This is a genomic window from Nostoc sp. FACHB-888 (assembly GCF_014696655.1).
In the GTDB taxonomy this organism is placed as follows: domain Bacteria; phylum Cyanobacteriota; class Cyanobacteriia; order Cyanobacteriales; family Nostocaceae; genus Nostoc.
The window spans coordinates 17,152-35,613 of sequence record NZ_JACJQM010000057.1; the positions used below are offsets into that span (position 1 = coordinate 17,152).

At 42.0% G+C, this 18,462-nt stretch carries 21 protein-coding genes, 1 tRNA gene and 1 pseudogene; 10 read left to right on the forward strand and 13 right to left on the reverse strand.

Going from position 1 to position 18,462, the window contains the following annotated elements:
* The first annotated feature begins 135 nt into the window (after nt 1-135).
* The 7 genes from psbZ to H6G26_RS25975 all read left to right on the forward strand — a co-directional run bounded on the left by psbZ (nt 136) and on the right by H6G26_RS25975 (nt 7,029).
* The gene (psbZ, locus tag H6G26_RS25945; protein ID WP_100901500.1) at nt 136-324 is read left to right on the forward strand and encodes a photosystem II reaction center protein PsbZ; all 189 of its coding nucleotides are present in this window, start codon (nt 136-138) and stop codon (nt 322-324) included.
* A gap of 188 nt (nt 325-512) precedes the next feature.
* Entirely contained in the window at nt 513-1,091 is a 579-nt protein-coding gene (gene ribH, locus H6G26_RS25950) for a 6,7-dimethyl-8-ribityllumazine synthase (RefSeq protein WP_094346524.1), read from the forward strand.
* 108 nt (nt 1,092-1,199) lie between these two features.
* Nucleotides 1,200-1,271 (forward strand) — tRNA-Gly (locus H6G26_RS25955).
* Nucleotides 1,272-1,978: 707 nt separating this feature from the next.
* Nucleotides 1,979-2,386 carry a hypothetical protein gene (locus H6G26_RS25960; RefSeq protein WP_190732576.1) on the forward strand — a complete coding sequence of 136 codons (408 nt, stop codon included), beginning with the start codon at nt 1,979-1,981 and terminating at the stop codon, nt 2,384-2,386.
* A 4-nt stretch (nt 2,387-2,390) separates the two neighbouring features.
* Entirely contained in the window at nt 2,391-3,656 is a 1,266-nt protein-coding gene (locus H6G26_RS25965) for a glutamate-5-semialdehyde dehydrogenase (RefSeq protein WP_190732578.1), read from the forward strand.
* A 427-nt stretch (nt 3,657-4,083) separates the two neighbouring features.
* A complete protein-coding gene (locus H6G26_RS25970) occupies nt 4,084-5,655 on the forward strand; it encodes an alkaline phosphatase (protein ID WP_190732579.1) in 1,572 nt (523 codons plus the stop codon).
* 522 nt (nt 5,656-6,177) lie between these two features.
* A complete protein-coding gene (locus H6G26_RS25975) occupies nt 6,178-7,029 on the forward strand; it encodes a universal stress protein (RefSeq protein WP_190732581.1) in 852 nt (283 codons plus the stop codon).
* 80 nt (nt 7,030-7,109) lie between these two features.
* Here H6G26_RS25975 and psbM read toward each other — a convergent pair whose 3' ends face one another.
* The 5 genes from psbM to H6G26_RS26000 form a co-directional block, all read right to left on the reverse strand.
* On the reverse strand, nt 7,110-7,226 hold the full coding sequence (gene psbM / locus H6G26_RS25980; protein ID WP_096540882.1) for a photosystem II reaction center protein PsbM: 117 nt from the start codon (nt 7,224-7,226) through the stop codon (nt 7,110-7,112).
* Between the two features lie 160 nt (nt 7,227-7,386).
* Nucleotides 7,387-7,683 (reverse strand): 2Fe-2S iron-sulfur cluster-binding protein, encoded by a 297-nt coding sequence (locus tag H6G26_RS25985; protein ID WP_190732583.1) that lies wholly within the window; start codon nt 7,681-7,683, stop codon nt 7,387-7,389.
* 185 nt (nt 7,684-7,868) lie between these two features.
* Nucleotides 7,869-8,006: a photosystem II reaction center protein K gene (locus tag H6G26_RS25990; RefSeq protein WP_006195022.1), complete on the reverse strand. Its 138-nt coding sequence runs from the start codon at nt 8,004-8,006 to the stop codon at nt 7,869-7,871.
* Between the two features lie 85 nt (nt 8,007-8,091).
* On the reverse strand, nt 8,092-9,240 hold the full coding sequence (gene tgt, locus H6G26_RS25995) for a tRNA guanosine(34) transglycosylase Tgt (RefSeq protein WP_190732586.1): 1,149 nt from the start codon (nt 9,238-9,240) through the stop codon (nt 8,092-8,094).
* 319 nt (nt 9,241-9,559) lie between these two features.
* Nucleotides 9,560-10,012, reverse strand: a complete 453-nt coding sequence (locus tag H6G26_RS26000) for a hypothetical protein (RefSeq protein WP_190732588.1) — start codon at nt 10,010-10,012, stop codon at nt 9,560-9,562.
* 375 nt (nt 10,013-10,387) lie between these two features.
* Here H6G26_RS26000 and cobS point away from each other — a divergent pair, with 375 nt between their 5' ends.
* Nucleotides 10,388-11,161 carry an adenosylcobinamide-GDP ribazoletransferase gene (gene cobS / locus H6G26_RS26005; protein WP_190732590.1) on the forward strand — a complete coding sequence of 258 codons (774 nt, stop codon included), beginning with the start codon at nt 10,388-10,390 and terminating at the stop codon, nt 11,159-11,161.
* Between the two features lie 71 nt (nt 11,162-11,232).
* Here the strand turns inward: cobS and H6G26_RS26010 are convergent, their stop codons facing one another.
* The 3 genes from H6G26_RS26010 to H6G26_RS26020 form a co-directional block, all read right to left on the reverse strand.
* Nucleotides 11,233-11,688 (reverse strand): PPC domain-containing protein, encoded by a 456-nt coding sequence (locus H6G26_RS26010; RefSeq protein WP_190732592.1) that lies wholly within the window; start codon nt 11,686-11,688, stop codon nt 11,233-11,235.
* Between the two features lie 86 nt (nt 11,689-11,774).
* Nucleotides 11,775-12,452 (reverse strand): ComF family protein, encoded by a 678-nt coding sequence (locus H6G26_RS26015; protein ID WP_190732595.1) that lies wholly within the window; start codon nt 12,450-12,452, stop codon nt 11,775-11,777.
* 26 nt (nt 12,453-12,478) lie between these two features.
* Nucleotides 12,479-12,967 (reverse strand): GNAT family N-acetyltransferase, encoded by a 489-nt coding sequence (locus tag H6G26_RS26020; protein ID WP_190732596.1) that lies wholly within the window; start codon nt 12,965-12,967, stop codon nt 12,479-12,481.
* A gap of 136 nt (nt 12,968-13,103) precedes the next feature.
* Here H6G26_RS26020 and H6G26_RS26025 point away from each other — a divergent pair, with 136 nt between their 5' ends.
* On the forward strand, nt 13,104-13,265 hold the full coding sequence (locus tag H6G26_RS26025) for a hypothetical protein (RefSeq protein WP_190732598.1): 162 nt from the start codon (nt 13,104-13,106) through the stop codon (nt 13,263-13,265).
* 15 nt (nt 13,266-13,280) lie between these two features.
* On the opposite strand, the gene H6G26_RS26030 is transcribed toward H6G26_RS26025, so the two are convergent.
* A complete protein-coding gene (locus H6G26_RS26030; protein ID WP_190732600.1) occupies nt 13,281-14,591 on the reverse strand; it encodes an alkaline phosphatase PhoX in 1,311 nt (436 codons plus the stop codon).
* Nucleotides 14,592-15,189: 598 nt separating this feature from the next.
* On the opposite strand from H6G26_RS26030, the gene H6G26_RS26035 reads away from it, so the two are divergent.
* Nucleotides 15,190-15,825 (forward strand): PEP-CTERM sorting domain-containing protein, encoded by a 636-nt coding sequence (locus tag H6G26_RS26035; protein WP_190732602.1) that lies wholly within the window; start codon nt 15,190-15,192, stop codon nt 15,823-15,825.
* Nucleotides 15,826-16,016: 191 nt separating this feature from the next.
* Here H6G26_RS26035 and H6G26_RS26040 read toward each other — a convergent pair whose 3' ends face one another.
* From H6G26_RS26040 to H6G26_RS26055, 4 genes and pseudogenes are all read right to left on the reverse strand, one after another.
* Nucleotides 16,017-16,421: a VOC family protein gene (locus H6G26_RS26040; RefSeq protein ID WP_190732605.1), complete on the reverse strand. Its 405-nt coding sequence runs from the start codon at nt 16,419-16,421 to the stop codon at nt 16,017-16,019.
* Nucleotides 16,422-16,439: 18 nt separating this feature from the next.
* Nucleotides 16,440-17,036: a tRNA isopentenyl-2-thiomethyl-A-37 hydroxylase MiaE gene (gene miaE, locus H6G26_RS26045; RefSeq protein ID WP_190732607.1), complete on the reverse strand. Its 597-nt coding sequence runs from the start codon at nt 17,034-17,036 to the stop codon at nt 16,440-16,442.
* A gap of 212 nt (nt 17,037-17,248) precedes the next feature.
* Nucleotides 17,249-17,575, reverse strand: a pseudogene (locus H6G26_RS26050) (chemotaxis protein CheB); the annotation flags it as partial.
* A 238-nt stretch (nt 17,576-17,813) separates the two neighbouring features.
* Nucleotides 17,814-18,290: a hypothetical protein gene (locus H6G26_RS26055; RefSeq protein ID WP_190732608.1), complete on the reverse strand. Its 477-nt coding sequence runs from the start codon at nt 18,288-18,290 to the stop codon at nt 17,814-17,816.
* Nucleotides 18,291-18,462 lie beyond the last annotated feature (172 nt).

Here is an 18,462-nt window from a genome sequence, read left to right on the forward strand (position 1 = left end):
GGATCACAGGTACATAAAACCAGAGCTTCTGGAAATGTCCTATGCAATAGCAGGAGTCACCCTCGTTGCCTACACTGTACACCTTACTGTTAGTGTAAGACATATCACTATTTCGCTGTATTGGGAGAAGCAAAAATGACCATAATATTCCAATTCGCTTTGATAAGCCTAGTTCTATTGTCTTTTGTCCTGGTTGTTGGCGTTCCCGTAGCTTACGCCACTCCCCAAAATTGGGTTGAATCTAAAAAACTGCTCTGGGTTGGTTCCGCCGCCTGGATTGGTTTGGTATTTTTAGTTGGTTTGTTAAACTTTTTTGTCGTGTAGGCGACGGCTTCACTCTGGCGCAGGCACATAATATAAGAACTAGAGGAGCAGAAAAGCCAAGGTCAAAGACCAAAGGAGAAAAGGAGAAATTTTTTCCGATTTCCTTTTTTTAACCGTGCTTTCCTGCTCCTCTACATTTAAATAAGAAATGTATATTGGTCAGAACTATAGTTGATTAAGAGGCAGTCATGGCAGTTTTCGAGGGAACTTTTACCCAAACGGAGCCTTTGCGGTTTGCAGTGGTGATTGGTCGATTTAATGACCTAGTTACCGGAAAGCTGTTAGAAGGATGTCAAGATTGCTTGAAACGCCACGGTGTAGATCCTAACCCCCAAGGTAATCAGGTAGACTATGTTTGGGTTCCGGGAAGTTTTGAGGTACCTTTAGTAGCTCGCCAACTAGCACTTTCCCATCGTTATGATGCTGTAATTTGTCTAGGTGCAGTTATTCGAGGACAAACACCCCATTTTGATTATGTATCCGCCGAAGTTTCTAAAGGCATTGCCGCCGCTAGCTTTCAAACTGGAGTGCCAGTAATTTTTGGCATTTTGACAGTAGACACTATGCAACAAGCCTTAGAACGGGCAGGCATCAAAGGTAATCATGGCTGGGATTATGCCCTGAATGCCTTAGAAATGGCAAGCCTCATGCGGCAACTGCGTTCTAACCTAGCAGAGCCATATTCTCGTAATAGCCAGTCTTTGCCAGCTTCTTTTCAAAGCGCCAGCATAGGCAATTTAACTGCGGAGTCAGAAGAACTAGGTTAGGGCGTGTCATTAGTCATTTGTCCTTTGTTATTCACTAATGACAAATGACTAAAAAAAGGAGTTGACAATTAGGGATAAATCTGAGATATTGATATATGGCAATTGATTGCGGGTGTAGCTCAGTGGTAGAGCGTCACCTTGCCAAGGTGAATGTCGCGCGTTCGAATCGCGTCACCCGCTTCCAACTAAGACCTCTTGAAATTTTAAGTTCAAGAGGTTTAGTGTTTTTAGTGGTCTGGCAAGGGAATTTTGCTGAGTTTATGGTAAGAAAATCAAGTTCTTTTCTTCCCCTGCTTCCCATGCTTCCCCTAATCTCCTTACTTGCCTTCACCCATCATTTTTTGGGTTGGTCGATTGAACTTTTTGGCGATTCACGCTGTACTCTTGTGAATTGTTATCAATATTGTTAGTAATGCCAACTTTTATGAATTTCATAGACAGGTAAAATATAAAGTAATTTAGATATGGTGGAACTGTCGTATTCGTAGATAGATTTTACGCATCTAGTAAAACTTGTTCAAATTATGGGGGAATTCATATGCACGGATAGTTGAGTCATGTCTGGGCGTTAAGGGATAACTACTTCCATGCTCCCATTGAAATGTCAACTAATATCTAGCTTTGTCTAGATTTTATTTAGTAGAAGGAAATTTTAAATAAGATTGTCAGATCCGGGGAAAGACTACAAACAGAAAGCCCCGTACTGATTGAAAATTAGGATACTTAGAGTTTGCTGCATCTACTGCTTGCAATCATGGTGATATTTGCATCGCCAACCGATCTTTATAAAGAGAGCAATCTTTAATAGCAGAAGCCTCTAAGGCATTTACCATAAAGATTATATTGTCGTAGTTCGTGTAAAACACGCTCAAGTTACTATAACGCTTGTGCAATCTCAAAAACCCGAAAAAATAGATTTCAACAATGAATACCCCTGTCCCTGTCGTCGCCGGGGTCAGTTAATTCCGATTACGCTGACAGAAGCATTTGGTTGCGATCGCTGTCAGCAAATCTTTGTAGTAGAAGATAATGGTCATGTCCTAGAACAACTTTCTACCACCTATCCCTACAAACGGGCTTGGCGTTGGATGGGAAATAGTTGGCATGTTGTCCATCCCCGCTTGGGAGAAAGCTATCTGCCTATAGCACTTGGCATTATTTTCGTGCTAGTGATTATATGGCTGCCATTAGCGCTGCGATTAGCAAATGGTTCCAGCATCATTGCTTGGGCAATGGTGGCGGTGCTATTAGCTATTCTGCCAGCACTCATGGTCTGGCTTACCTACAGACGTTAACTCAATGACTGTTGAAGTTTTAGATGACCACCCCGAACCGATTACTAGCGCCCAACGAGCCTATCAAGCTTCCCTAAAGCTGGGGATCACAAAGGGAGCAGACCGGAGCCGTGCAGTACTGGCGATGGCACAAGCCATTGAGCGCTCATTTGACGACATTCTAGAAGCCAATACCTTGGATTTAGAAACCAGTCGGGAAATGGCAGTGCCAGAGTTGATACTAGACTGGCTAAAGCTGACTCCCAGAAGGCTAGAGATGACTGTAGAGATTTTACAACGGTTGGGGGAATTATCAGATCCACTGCGGCGCGTCAGAACTGCTGATTATCAACTGGAAGATTCTCAAAGTTACACCCAGCTAATGCCTTTGGGAGTGATTGGATTTATTTATGAAGCGTTTCCAGATTTAGGGGCGATCGCAGCAGGTTTTTGTATCAAAACTGGCAATAGTATCATTCTCAAAGGCAGTACTGAAGCTAGCCATTCTAACGCGGTCATTGCTGAAGTAATCCAAAGTGCGATCGCCCAAGTTGGTTTACCTACAGGCTGTCTAGAACTGATCACAGCAGAACATGGTGCTTCAATTCGGGATTTAGTTACCCAAGACCAGTACCTGAATCTAGTGATTCCCTATGGACGTTCCAGCTTGGTACAGCAGGTAGTACGGCAGTCTACTTGCCCAGTCTTAAAGTCAGCAATGGGTAATTGTTATCTCTACTGGTCGCTCAATAGCAGCTTAGAAATGGTGCGCTGGATAATTCTTGATAGCCATCAGAGCGAACCAGACCAAGTTAATGCCATTGAAAAAGTACTTATTCATCGCCAAGCTTTACCATCCTCCTTGGCAGTTCTGTGGAACAGCTTAATGGAAAAAGGCTTTGAAATTAAAGGAGATGCAGAATTAGTAGAAGCCTTTCCCCAGTTGCAGCTCGTGAAGGAAAGCGAATGGGGAAACCCTTATTTAACTAAAACAGTAGCTTTTAAATTGGTGGATAGCTTAGAGGGTGCGATCGCCTGGATTAATGAACACAGTAGTGGTCATGCCGACTCTATCGTTACTGAATCCTATCAGGAAAGTCGGCAGTTTGCTTTAGGAGTTAACAGTGCCTCTACCTACATCAATACTTCCCCGCGTTTTTCCCGTAATCCCTCGCGGGGAGATTCAGTGTTTCTTGGCATGTCTAACCAAAAAGGTCATCGTCGGGGATTTATCAGCCTGGAAACCTTGACTACCGTTAAGCACATTGTTCAAGGGAATGGCAGGTTTTAAATAATTCGTAATTAGAAGAGGGTTTGACAAGAGTGCTGTAGCAGCAGTTCTGTTTCAGTTGGGGTCTAAATCCCCCACAAAATTCTCTCAGTCCCAATACCCCAATCCAAATTTTAAACTTAACAAAATCTTAATTTCTGCTTGATCCTAATTTGGTAGCTTCCTTGTGTTTGGTTGAGCAGCAATTAGGAGACAAGTCAAATCAAGCCACTATAGCGCTTCTGGGTTGAGTTAAATACAGACCTAACCCCCAGCCCCTTAAGAGCGAGCGTTGGGGAGTATGATTCAAAGCCTCTCTCCTAAAAGGAGAGAGGAATGGAAGTGAGATCAAAGTATATTGCACACAACTGAGAACCGCTATATTTGTGCTTTTCACAACTGACCCTCCTGAATGCCAAACTGTATTTACATCTAGGTAGGGGTGAATATGGAACTTATGGATGGTAAGCACCTGCTAGCAAATCGTTGCAAACGGCGGAGTTTTTTGTTGGGTGCAGGATTCTTAACGGGGTTAACAATCGCTAGCCAATGGCATCCGGTATTGGCTAACTCAAGGTTTTCTGACTATCCGTTCAGTCTTGGTGTTGCCTCTGGTGATCCTTTGCCAGATGGTGTTGTTATCTGGACACGACTGGCTCCAAATCCACTCTCTGGAGGTGGAATGCCATTGGTAAATGTCCCAGTACGGTGGCAAGTTGCCCTTGATGAAAATATGAGACAGGTGGTGCGGCGAGGAACAGTGCTGGCAACACCAGAGTTAGCCCACTCAGTCCACGTTGATGTGCGTGGGTTAGACCCTAACCGTTGGTACTGGTATCAATTTCAAACAGGTAGGGAAGTTAGCCCCATTGGGCGGACTCGCACAGCACCAGCATTTTATGGCTCTATCTCACAACTTAATTTTGCTTTTGTCTCCTGTCAAGACTGGCAAAATGGGTACTATACAGCTTATCGGCATTTGGCTGATGAAAATCTCGACCTTGTGGTTCATCTAGGTGATTACATTTACGAATACGGGCCAGAATCTGGTGGGCCACGTCAGCATAACAGTCCAGAAATCATTACTCTTAATGACTACCGCGATCGCCACGCCCTGTACAAAACTGACCCGAATCTCCAAGCTGCTCATGCTGCTTTTCCCTGGATTGTCACTTGGGATGATCATGAAGTTGACAATAATTATGCCGACTTAATCCCTGAAGATGACCAAACCCAAGAGGCTTTTAGGAAGCGACGAGCCAATGCATACCAGGCTTACTACGAACATATGCCCCTACGTCAGTCTTCATTGCCCAAGGGCCCAGATATGTTGCTTTATCGACGGTTCACTTTCGGTAATTTAGCTGAGTTTAATGTACTAGACACGAGGCAATACCGCACTAACCAACCTTGTGATGACGGACTTAAACCTCGCTGTCCTGAAGCTTTTGATACAAATGCTACGATGACTGGCTCAGAACAAGAGCAGTGGCTACGAAAAGGGTTAGATCAGTCGCGATCGCGCTGGAATGTGATTGCTCAACAAACTATGCTAGCCGAGTACAATTTTAATGGTAGTCCAGGTTCGGGTGTCTTCAATTTAGATCAATGGGACGGCTACGTAGCTGAACGTAATCGGCTCTTGAGTTTTCTAAACCAGCGCCAACCTTCTAATCCAGTGGTGATTACCGGAGATATCCACTCTAGTTGGGTACATGATCTAAAGCTTGATTTTAATAATCCAAACTCAGCGACGGTAAGCACAGAGTTTGTAGGAACCTCAATTACGTCTGACTTTCCCGCCCAATTCATCGCTCCAGTTCAAGCTTCCCTACCCAACAATCCCCATACTAAGTTTTTTGATGGAGCCTTTCGGGGATACGTCCGGTGCAACCTTACCCCACAACGCTGGCAAAGTGACTACCGTGTTGTATCAAGCATTATTGACTTGAATGCTTCTGTCAAAACCCTAGCTTCCTTTGTAGTCCAAAACGGACAACCAGGAGCGCATCTAAGTTAAGGGAAGTTCGATAAACCCTCCCTGAGTCCAACTAAAGTTCAAGTCTTTCCCTCTCCGAGTCGGAGAGGGACGGTTTTACGTAGTAAAACCAGGGAGAGGTATTTATAGTACCTCAACAAATAAATTTCCTTAACTAAATCGTATCGGCTTACAGTAAATAAATCTTTTTGAAGAGTTATTTTGGCATTTCTTTGCAATACTTAACTAACTTCTAATTAAAAAAAGTGAATATAGATAAAAAATGATAACTAACATCATAATTGATTAAGTTATCCAAGCTAAATTGAGACTATGCTTAATAATTAAAGTTTAGTTGATCATTTTTAAGTAAATAGGTGCAAATGAACTTAAACATTTGTTGAGCTTTTTGTACTTTGTCATTTGTTTGAGTGTTAAATACTAAAAAAGAAAGTTTATTTGTGCCAAGTTACTAACTAGGTTGTTGAGCAAGGCAGTAAAAATCTGACCTTAGCCAAGTAATAACAGCGACAACTAAAGTAAATTTAACAACAATCACGTAAAATGATAGAAAAAATTTTGCTGGCTGTATCGGGATTGGGACACGCAGAAGAAATGCTCAAAACCCTGAAAGAAATTCCTTCAATTCAATCTGCAAAAGTAACGATTTTGCATGTTGTTCAGGCACAAAACACTGCTGCTACCATGACAGCTAAATGGGAAAATGGCGGTAAAATTTTAGCTAATGCCATTCAAACTTTGAACTTAGATCCTAGCCAGGTTTCTTCAATTTTGCGCGAAGGCGATCCGAAAGATGTTGTTTGCCAAGTAGCTGATGAAATCGACGCTGACTTGATTATTATGGGTTCACGGGGACTTAAGCGGCTGCAATCCATTTTATCCAACTCAGTTAGTCAGTATGTTTTCCAGCTATCTTCTCGCCCCATGTTGCTGGTAAAAGATGATATTTATGTCAAAAGAATTAAGCGCATTATGGTAGCAATAGACAGCTCTGATTCAGCAAAAAACTGCTTGAAATTGGCACTGTTTTTACTGCGAGATATTCAGGGCGGCGAGTTAATTTTGGCAAATGTTGCCACAGATTTAGGCGGAAAAAAATCGGAAATCACTGAAGTTAGTTCAAATAAAAATCCAGTTTTAGCAGCCGCAGTTGCAGAAGCTCAAAAACAGGGCATCCAATCTCGTTCTTATATCAGCAGTGGCAAACCTGGTGAAGAAATTTGTCGGTTGGCAGAGGAGTTGAATATAGACTTATTATTGCTCGGTTCTCCAGATCGTCGTCCATCCATCGCTAAGAGTTTTGTTGATATAGACCGGCTTATCGGATCTTCCTTGTCTGACTATGTTCGAGTCAATGCCACTTGTCCGGTATTGTTGGCGCGGACGATCGCTTAAAGTCAAAATAGAGTTAGTGGTTGATAAATAAAAACCCCTGCACCAGTAGTGTAGGGGTTCTTTATTTGATACACAAACTCTTAACTATCTTTTCCACCTTCGCGGCTAGCAGTTTGGATGTACAGAATTAGTAAAAACACAGAGGGAACTAGCACGAACAAAATGCTCGCTACGAACCCCAGGTCATTAACTTGCATGGCAAGAAAACCTCTCTTAAATTTCCAGTCAACAACATTAGGATAGCATCATCGACGACAGAGTTATACCAATTCAAAATTCAAAATCAGGAAACTTAATTTTGGTAAGTATTTTGACTTATGACTGGATACAAATTGAAGCAGTGGCAGATTTGAGAACTTAAGGCTTCGTAACCACACTGACTGAGCCATTCACTAAAGTTTGACAGGCAAGGCGGTAATTTTCCGGCTTTTTTTTGAATTTGCGGTTTTCTACGTCTGTGCGGGGGGAAAGATTTTCTAGTCCTTCGACTATCTCGACAACGCAAGTACCACATTGACCATTCCCAGCGCAATTGGTCATCTTGCCAATGAACTTATATATATCAATGTCATTTTGCATCGCTTTGAGCCGCAGATTGGCACCATCTGCCGCCACTACTTCTTTATTCTCTTTAACGAATTTGATATTACCCATAACTGATTTCTCTTTGACTCTAAGCTTGGCTTTTAAGGCTTCATATTGACATGGCTTGATTCACATCTTATTTATTATATTAAATCATTACAATATATTAATAAATATTAACTTTATCAAATATAGCCCCACAAAAAAATAGAACAGGTATAGTACCTGTTCTATAAATTGAAAAATAGATTAACTTACCTAAATCCCACGGCTGCTTGCCAAACGAAAGCAAGCAACAAGAAGAATACGGGGATGACTGGGAGAACGTCCACCAAAGGATCAAAGATTTGGTATGCTTCAGGCAGTTTTGCTAATAAAAGTGCTGCTTCCATTTTTGTTTAAATCCAACTATCCAACACAGCGTTCATAATTGAGAAATATCTTAACATGGTTTAGGTGCTGGTCATTGGTCAATAGTTATTTGTCATTTGTAATTTCCTCTTCATCTGGTGCTGGTTCAGATGAGTTTAGCCAGTGACCAAATTCTGTAACAAAGCGATCGCTTAATATTGCTTCTCTAATATGCTGTGTAAAGCGAATTAGTTCGGTAATGTTGTGAATGCTTAACAATGTATAAGCTAAAATTTCCTGCGATCGCACTAAATGAGATATGTAAGCCCGGCTAAAATTTTGGCAAGTGTAGCAAGGACAAGTTTCATCTAATGGCGTAAAATCTTCACGAAACTTAGCATTTTTTAAATTCCAGCGTCCGCCCTGGACTATTGCCGTTCCATGTCTTGCCCAACGGGTGGGAATTACGCAATCAAATAAATCTACACCAGATGCGATCGCGATCGCCATTTCCCGATAAGTACCGACACCCATCAAATAACGTGGCTTTTCAGGCGGTAGAAGCGGTGCTGTCACTTTCACAATCTCAGCCATCATTTCTGGTGGTTCTCCCACACTCACGCCACCAATGGCATATCCGGGCAAATCCAACTTAGCCAAAGCTTCCGCCGCACGGCAACGCAAATCCAAATACACGCCCCCCTGTACAATCCCAAACAAAGCCTGCTCGCTGCTTTGATGAGCCGTTATACAGCGTTCTAACCAACGGTAAGTGCGCTCAGTTGCAGTTTCTACCTCTTGGCGAGTGGCTGGGTAGGGTGGACACTCATCAAAGGCCATGATCACATCTGCCCCTAAAGTATTTTGAATTTCAATGGAGCGCTCTGGAGTCAAGTTAATAATTTGTCCATCATGGGGTGAGCGGAAAGTAACGCCTTCTTCAGTAATTTTCCGCATTTCACTTAAGCTGAACACCTGAAACCCACCCGAATCTGTGAGCATTGGCCCATTCCAACCCATAAATTTGTGCAACCCACCACCCCCAGCCACGATCGCTTCTCCTGGTTGTAGGTGAAGATGATAAGTATTGGATAAGATCATTTGCGCCCCAGTATCTCGTAGCTGGGCTGGGGTGATAGTTTTGACATTAGCTAGCGTTCCCACTGGCATAAATCTGGGGGTTTCTACAATACCGTGAGGAGTAAAAAACACTCCGGCTCTAGCTTTTGTCTGACTACAGCAAGCAAGACATTCAAAGGAAAAATTCGCACTCATACCATTTTATATTTTTGAAGATGCGCCTACACGACTTACGCAAAACTATACGATGTAGAGGCAATCTATTTGAAGAAGGCAGGAGGCAGAGGGCAGAAGGCAGAAGGAACTTTTTCGTCGGGAATTCAGACCCCGCCCAATGTTGTTTGCGCCGTGTAGACGACGGGGTTTTAGACCCTTGTTCCCTACGGTCACGGGCAGAGAGCAGGAGTCAGAATTCCATAAAAGCCTTCTGCCTCCTGCCCTCTGCCTTTCTTGATAATTGCCCCTATATCAATAAATCGCAGCTTCACATAAATTTGGTATAACAGTCGCTATTTTAAAAAGAATCAGAACAGTCATCGTCAATTTCTGCATCCCATCTGGCTGAGAGGACTTGCTCCATCATCGCTTCTATAGCGCTGAAATTGAAGGTTCGCTCTCGTCGCTCTTGTAGAGGGGTTGAGCGGGGAATCAACCGCAGACACACTCCTTCTTGCATTAAATCAAAATAGGTTTCTTGTTGCGACGACTGTTTGAGTTCTAAGTAATCAAAACTACAAACATTTAGATATAGCGCATGGTTAGCCACCAAGGTAGACCTTTGTGGATTGGCAAAAACTTCCATCACATCCCCTTCACCCTCGCTCAGTACCTTATCTTCTTGGGTGTAGATGTAGTGGACTCGGCCTAAATCTGCCAGCAATCGCCGGATGTCGAGCTTATTCACAATGATGCCCGTGTTAATAATGCACGGAGCTGGTATCCTGGTGTCGGGTAGATGGTGACTCATAGGAAAATAGCGATTGAGCTAAGGAGAGCGACAACATAGCTAAACTGTCATAATTGAATAGCTTGTTTACTTCCTACATTTAAAAAAATATCAATTTTGTGGAGCAATCGTCTAATAATTTGGAGTAAGTTTTTAGTTAACGAATACAAAACACAAATTTTGATCTCTGATGGAATTTTAATTTCCTAAATCATTCGTTCTATGTATAAAAACTACTCCACTTATTTACGTGCCACTTAGGCTAGCATAACAAAACTTCCAAAGAGTATCTTTAATAGAAGTAAATCTTATCTAAAATTTTAAAGTCTGCTTATGTCGATTGTACTGAAACCAAGGCTATTATTTAGCAATTAACCAAATATTAATGTACCTAAGATGACGAAACAGCAACAGTGGTGGAAAAAGCTGCTGTTAAAGCTGGCAGCTAGTATTATATTTTACACTAGTATTCCACTACCATATTTGCATGGCTTAGACTTTCGGGGAGTAGCACGTCTTGCTTTGGTTGTAGGGTTGATAATTGGGGGAATTTTAGGGTTACTGGATATGGGGATGGATTATCTAGGTATGCCAGTCCTAAGTCGCAGTGCTTTGGTAGTCAGTGTTTGGATTGCCATAACTGGAGGGTTACACTTAGATGGGGCAATGGATACTGCTGATGGTTTAGCAGTGGGCGACCCTGATCGGCGGCTGGAGGTGATGGCAGATAGCGCCACAGGTGCATTTGGGGCAATGGCAGCGATCGCCTTAGTGTTACTAAAAATAACTGCCTTGACGGATATGCCAGAAAATCGTTGGTTGCTGCTGATGGCTGCTTGTGGCTGGGGACGTTGGGGACAACAGGTAGCGATCGCGCGATATCCTTACCTGAAACCAACCGGTAAAGGTGCATTTCACAAACAAGCCATTCGTTCTTACAAAGATTTGTTACCAGGATTGTTGTTGCTGTTTGGTTTGAGTGGTTTACTTGTGCTGATAGATAAACAGCAACTATTTCTCGCACTGGCAATGATAACTGCTGGAAGTGCGATCGCCACTTTAACTGGTGCGTGGTTCAACCACAAATTAGGCGGACACACAGGAGATACCTACGGCGCAGTCGTCGAGTGGACTGAAGCCTTATTTCTGTGTGTACTGACCGTCTTTTAAGATGAGGGAGCAAAGCAGAATAATTAATTGCCCAATGACAAATGACTAATGACAAACGACAAATGATTACTTCATTTAATCGGTTGCAGCTTTGTCATCTTGAGTTTAAAAGCCCCAACCCCAGTTTCCCCAAAAGACCGGACACGAATCACATAATTTCCTGTCTCTACGATGCGAGTAAATAGTAGGGAATTGCTACTACCATCAGGGCCATCATCATTTTCTGCCAAAGTCGAGCCATCAGGTGCTAACAGAGTGATGATGCTGTCAAAGTTTTCAGATGATAGGTCAACTGCTAAATTATCGCCTTTTTCTAACTTCACTGTGTAATCACGGGCAAACCCACCTTGACCTGTGGGAATATCTTTGTCTGAGAGGCGATCGGAAAATTCAGTAGTGTTAGATAAAGGAATTGGACTATACAATTTATTTTGAGCAAAAGCTGCACTTGTACTTATGCCTATTGCCAGCAATGTGGCAGGAATGATGATGAGTTGTTTTAAACCTGCCGCAAAAACTTTATTCATACATTTCAAGTAATTATTCCACAAAAATAGGCTAATTAGGTCGATTGATGGACTGATCTGTTAAAGCTTGCCCATTAATTCTTAATTTATCCATCTTTGACGGCAGTAGCTACTGCTACTAATCCTAAGACCACAATTCCATCCTGACGAAGTGTTTGCACAGCAGACCTAGCAGTAGCACCAGTAGTATAAATATCGTCCACTAACAGCACTGGGACATTTGGGGGACGATGGCGAAATTCTTGGCCAACAGCAAAAGCTTGAGCCAAGTTTTTTTCTCGTTTAGATACTGATAAACCAAATTGCGCTTCAGTTTCTCGCACTCTTGCTAAACCGTTTAGTTTCAATTTTAATCCAGTTATTTCGCAGAAGCTTTGTGCTATTAGTGCGGCTTGATTGTATTTACGCTGCTTTTGCTTGCTAGGGTGCATTGGGATGGGAACCACCACAGGTTGCCTATGTTGCTTTGGAGAATTTAACAACCATGCTTCTCCTAGCCATTGACCCAAGGGACGAGCTATTTGGGGTTGATTTTCGTATTTCATCGCCGCGATCGCTCGTTTCACCGGGCCACCATACTCCCCCCAGCCAAATACTGGTATTGGCTCTTGCCACAGAGAAATTGGGTCTTTACGTTGACATTTTTGCAGTTGTCTGGTGCAGTTTTGACAAAATGCTTGCGAGGTTGCACGTTGGCACAGAGGGCAATGGGATTGGAGAAAAAGATCGAGTAAGCCTGTAAGATTTTTAATCCAAGTGTGCATTTAGGGTTGTCCTTTGTCATTAGTCATTAGTCTTTAACCAATGACTTAAAATACACGCGATCACACCTTGTTGTTTCTACTCCTGTTGCTGGAGCGTAGCCGTTGCTTTCATACAGCTTGACTGCTTCCACCAAAACGCTGGCGGTTTCAATCCAAATTTGCTCAAAACCACGCTCTGCGATCGCTGCTTCTAGTTGTTGTAACAAATATTTCCCTAATCCTAAACCCCTAATGCTGGGTAAAAGATACATTTTGCGGATTTCTACGGCTTTTTGACCTCTGTGTATGGGGTAGTATGCCCCAGTACCCACTAACTGACTTTGGTGTTCAATTACCCAAAACTCTCCCCCAGTAGCTAAGTAATATTCCTCTACTTGCAGCACATCTCGGTCAGCGCCCTTTGGTTCCCAACCCAGACCGTATTCTGATAATACATAACTGATGACTTGGGCGGCTCTGGTGCGATCGCTTTGCACCCAATCACGAATTACAAAATCTTGATAATAGTTTTTCATTACCATTTGCTGGTCAAGTTTACACAGAAAATTTTTCTGGTTCTATATCCCAATTTACTCAGCAAATAGCAATTCTTGCAGAGTTGACTTCAGGCGGTACTCTCAAGGTGTCAATCAAAAGACAAGGGGAGGAGAATTGTCTTCTCCTCCCCTTGTCTGCTTGCCTAAGATAATTCACGATATAGTAGCGATCGTGCAGCAGGCTATGACGCTCGTTCGCGTAGCGTGCCGTAGGCAAGACTCGCTAACGCTTCTCTACGAGACGCTACGCGAACGCTATCGGCGTCACTGGCATTGATATTACAACTTGATATTAGCCTCTATGACTTGTCCAAGGACCCCAAATTGCGAAAGTAATACCAGGAGTTTGGATGTTGACAAACAAAGTCTTATCATTAGGTGAGAAGCAAGCACCAGCAAACTCACTATCATTGATAGCATTACGGGCGAATTGATAGAGTTCACCCTTTGGAGTAACACCTACTAAGAATTGCTGATCATCTCCATCTTCACAAAGGATGAGATCGCCATAGGGTGAGACAACTATGTTATCAGGATTTTCGAGTTCGGCAGCAGATGTAGACTCTACAAACAGTTCAATTGTCTCTTTAGCGGGAATATAGCGCCAGACTTGACCAAGCTCTAAAGCACCGCCACTTGTACAGCAAAAGTAAATTTCACCGTTACCATACCAGATACCTTCCCCACGAGCAAACTGAGCTGCTCCTTTTGCGAAACCTTCTTCTCGTACAGTATCTTCAGGCGGATTGGGATCAGTAATGGTCACCCATTCTACTTTCATGGGCTTCCGTTTGGGGAAACCAGCAAAGGTTTGTGCTTGAAAAATATCTTTGAATTTTAAAGCTTGAAGAGTGCCTCCTTTTTCTAACTTGCCACGTTCTTTTGGAATGAAACGGTAAAAGAGACTATCTCCCCGGTCTTCTGTCTCATAAACAATTCCAGTTTTGGGGTCTACGGCAACAGCTTCATGGTTAAATCTTCCCATAGCTATTAGAGGCTCAGGCTTCACAGGAGTAGTGGTACTGGCTGGAACTTCAAAATTATAACCGTGGGAAGTTGAGACATTATTGGCGGGATCTTTTGGATCATTTGTAGCCACAGTGGAGGTGTTTTCTTCACAGGTAATCCATGAACCCCAAGGAGTTGGCCCACCTGCACAGTTACGATAGGTTCCACTTATGGAAGTAAAATGTTTGATTAACTGACAATTAGACCCAACAACTAAGTTTGTTGTACCACCTTTACAAAGTGGATCATAGGGTCTTGGCCCGATAACTTGTGTATCTGAATCAGGGCTAAGTTCATGATTGCGAACCAGAATAACTGTGTTTCTGGGGCCGGGAAAAGCCGCCATGCCATCATGACCGCCAGGCACTAAATTGCCATCGCTCATGAGTTCGCCTGTTAGAGAGAAAGTTCGATACTGAAATCCAGCTGGTAAATCTAACAAACCATTGGGATCTGGTAAAAGTGGCCCATATCCTTTACCAAATTTTCGACCAAAGCCTTGTCTGGCTAAAAGACCTTCCATAGGAGACACCATCAAGGTGCCGACAGCAGTTGTACCTGCTACTGCAAAGAATTTACGTCTTGAGAATGTCATGAGGATGGTTTGGTTACTTAAAAAAGAATGCTGAAGCAAAAATATTTGATCTTGATTAAATTTGGGTAATGCTTTATTTAATTTAGGGTTAGTAAATTAAAGGTGAATTTATATGAAATCCACCTGATTTTTGGCAAATTGATGCATATATTCAAACTAAACCAGCTATCTAGAGTCTAGGGCTATATATAAACAGGTAAATATAAAGAATAAACTTTATAAATTTTTGAGTTAGAATATTTTATTCTGCACAAAAAATAATGTAATTAATAAAAATTATTGCAAACAAAATCTTATTTATTTAAGATAAGTTAAAGAATTATTTAAAAAAAGTAGTGCAAGAGTATTAGCATAAATTATAGGTTTTTGGCTTATCTTACAGAAAACAATCAGCAGATGTAAGCAGATTTTTGACTGTAAGTGATACAATTTTTCTAACCTAATTACAGTGATCAATGCTGTGTTTAATCTCACTATTTAGGTAGATGAATTCATTTTAGATAGTTCATCTTTTAAACAATAATCAGTATTGGCTTTCATACAGATGAAAAGTTTGCAGACGAACACAGCATCAGAATCTATTACTTTTATCAAGAAAATGAAAAGCATTCGTAACCAAATCAAAGCTACTGTAGCTGTTGCTGCTTTCAGTTCTATAGCTACTTTAATGAGCGTTTCCAGTGCTGATGCTGCTTCTTATCAGCTTGATTGGCTAGGAGATCAAGGTTATTCAGCTAAGGGGCAGTTCAGCTATAATGATAGTTTTATCGGAAGCATCGTCACAAAGGATCAACTGACTGATTTTGCAATTTCTTTCTTCAATTCAGAGGGAAGTTTATTGCAAAACTTTAACTACGATTTTCCACAATCTGACAGTACTTTCAATTTCAATTTTGATACAGTAACAGAGACTGTTTTACAAACTGGCAATTTTGACACATCTAATGGTTTTGATTTGGGAATTGACTTTGCAACAGATGTGACAGGGTTAGATTTTTATACCTACCTAAATGCCGAGCAAAAATTGCCAACGGCTAAGATATTCTTGAAGGATGATCTCTCACCAGAGGTGTGCGACACATACCCAAATTGTAGATTGGATCTTGGTGGTGAGTTGACAGCAACTGCTATTCCTGAACCTGGCGCAATTTTTGGTCTGTTGGTACTTGGTTTGATGAATAAAGTTCTTAAGAAAAAGCCAGCATCTATCTATATAGACAGTGAACTTAAATAGTCTAAGCTAGGCTGGCTAGAACAGTAATTAAATATTATTCTAGCTTTAATGACCAAGACATTTGTCAGGCTAGAAATACATAAAATTTTTAGGGGACATATTGCAATGTCCCCTATTTGTAGTCTACCGACCTTGGTATTAGAGCTAAGTTTGTAATTCAGATATTGGATAGTTGTATTGGCAGCAAATTTTTAACTAACAATTCCAAGATTATTATAGATTTCGATAAGATTGCCATCAGGATCGCGAAAATGAGCCGTGCGAATTCCCCAGTCTGGGCGATCTTGTGGTGGAGTCACAACGATCGCATTCTGATTTTTTACTTGCTCATAGACCTCATCCACGTTATCGACTGCGAAAATCAAGACAATTTTATCTCGATTGACAACATACGAAGGCTGTTCAATTCTTGGGACTACTTCTGCCATTAATTCTTTTTTGAACAAACCCAGCTTGAGATATCCGGTATTAAACTCAGCATATCCGCTATCTTCATCGCCCCAATCGACATCAAATTTCAGCAGATCCCGGTAGAACAGAAAAGAATCTTTGTAGTTGGATACAAGCAGTCTCAGGTGTGTTAACTGAAGCTTCATATCTGTTGGGTTAGTCTACTAACTGTGAATTCTAGGTTCTGGGTGTAAAGTCGCCAGTAACTCACTTTCGACAATTGCCAATTCATCAAGCCGTTGCATGACAATTTCTTTGTCGAAGTAAGTAGCAGCTAATACCCAATATATACCGTAGTGACGCGCTTCGGATGCCATTAGCCCACGATAAAATTTTGCTAATTCTGGCTCTGGACAGTGAGCAGCTAATAGTCCCAGGCGTTCGTGAGAGCGAGCTTCTATTAAACCAGTGACTAGTAAGGAATCTAGGAATCGCTCAGGTTCTTTGGGGCGGACTTGAGCTTTCAAACCTGCGCCGTAGGGTGGTGGTGGTAGGGGAGCTAGGGGAATATTCCGGCGTTCTAACCATTGATTAACTAGCTCAAAGTGTTCTAGTTCTTCGCGGGCGATCGCAGTTAGTTCCCGAACCATTTTAGTATTAGAAGGGTAGCGAAACATCATGTTCAAGGCTACGCCTGCTGCTTTGCGTTCACAGTGCGAGTGGTCGAGTAAGATGATGTCTAAATTAGCGATCGCTTGTTCAACCCAAGCATAGCTAGTGGGTTGTTTCAGGGCGTTAATAGTCGGTAAATGAGTAAGCACAGAGTCAATCAATTTTGGATTTTAGATTTTTCCATAGTTTAAACTAGTAGTCCACCAAAGAAACTTTGCGGGGTTTATCGTCAGAAAATCAAATTCCTTTCTCCTCCTGCCGCCGTTGTAAAATCAAATCCCCGACTTTGTCTGAGATAAACTAGTAGATTTTCAAATTCGGGGTCTTTTTCTACGGAAGTCATAGGTAAGGGCAGGGGGCATTTCGACTGTGATAAGGAAAGAGTGCCGTCACTTTTAACCAACAAATGATGATTAGGTGGAGCAATAGTAAGCCATCCCTGGGGTAAGGCAATCTCCCTCCTTTGCCATTTTGACAGTAAAAGCTATGTGCCCTGTGAGAATTTCTGCCATGAGAGACGGATATTTTGGAGCGAGGTGTTGCACAATGGCGATCGCGGCTGTAATGGAGGTAGAGTCGATAGTACTTTAATTAAAGCAGGTAGACCGCCTGCTGACGCTGCGATCGCGACAATATCAAAGGCAGCATTAGTAAAGTGAGGTAGATGAACGTTGGCATTCTTTGCCATTTTAATAATATTTTGCAGCTTTAAATATCTACGTAATCTCTTTAGTTACAAATAAGATTAATTCAAGTTACAATTTTTCATTTTTATTTCAATAAGTTATACAGTATATTTGAACTACTCCAACATTATCTTGTTATTAGCTTATATAGGCTAATCTGCCTGCTCTAGAATGCGTTTCGCCTGCATCGGAAAGTTTTGTGGCTATTTTTAAATCCCCCTTATAAAACTGAATGACGAACTATTTCCTTCGCTTTGGTATAGGACGCATCGCTTCACGACCTAGCATAAACATCCCCGTAACACCCAAACTAACAAACCAAACATATTGATACCAGTATTGCCGAATCTGCTCACCCGTACTGAGTTCTGGACGCAACGTGTTTAAGTACAGTAGCAGCACTAATATCATCAGCGCCCCAAAACCAACAAAGGTTAAGCCAACACAAATTCGTGCAGGTTGCAGTTCAAAATCATTAATAGTGTCTAGGTCAATTTCTGCTAATTCCTTAAAAGAATCATCTGCCAAAACTGAGGTTGCTTGGAATCTATTGCTCAGTTTTGGTGGTAAAATCGGCGACAGTACCGCTACGGTTGGGCGGCGTAGTAAAGCCTCTGTATATCGCAGCAATTCTAATGGCTTACGGGTAGTAGTTGGTTGAGCAAACTTTATGTTGTCTGTGGGAGTTGGGGCATTGGCTTTGCTTTCAAAATCCATAGTACGCTTTGGAAGAACCAGGATATACATAGCCTAGCGAATCAAGAGACAAATGCAGCCAGGACTTACGGAACTGGCACAAAATGTGGGCGGAGCTTCGCTCCACCATGCAGTAATTGAAATCAGGCCAAACACATATGAACGTCTGGGCGTTTTAGTTGCTGAATTAAAT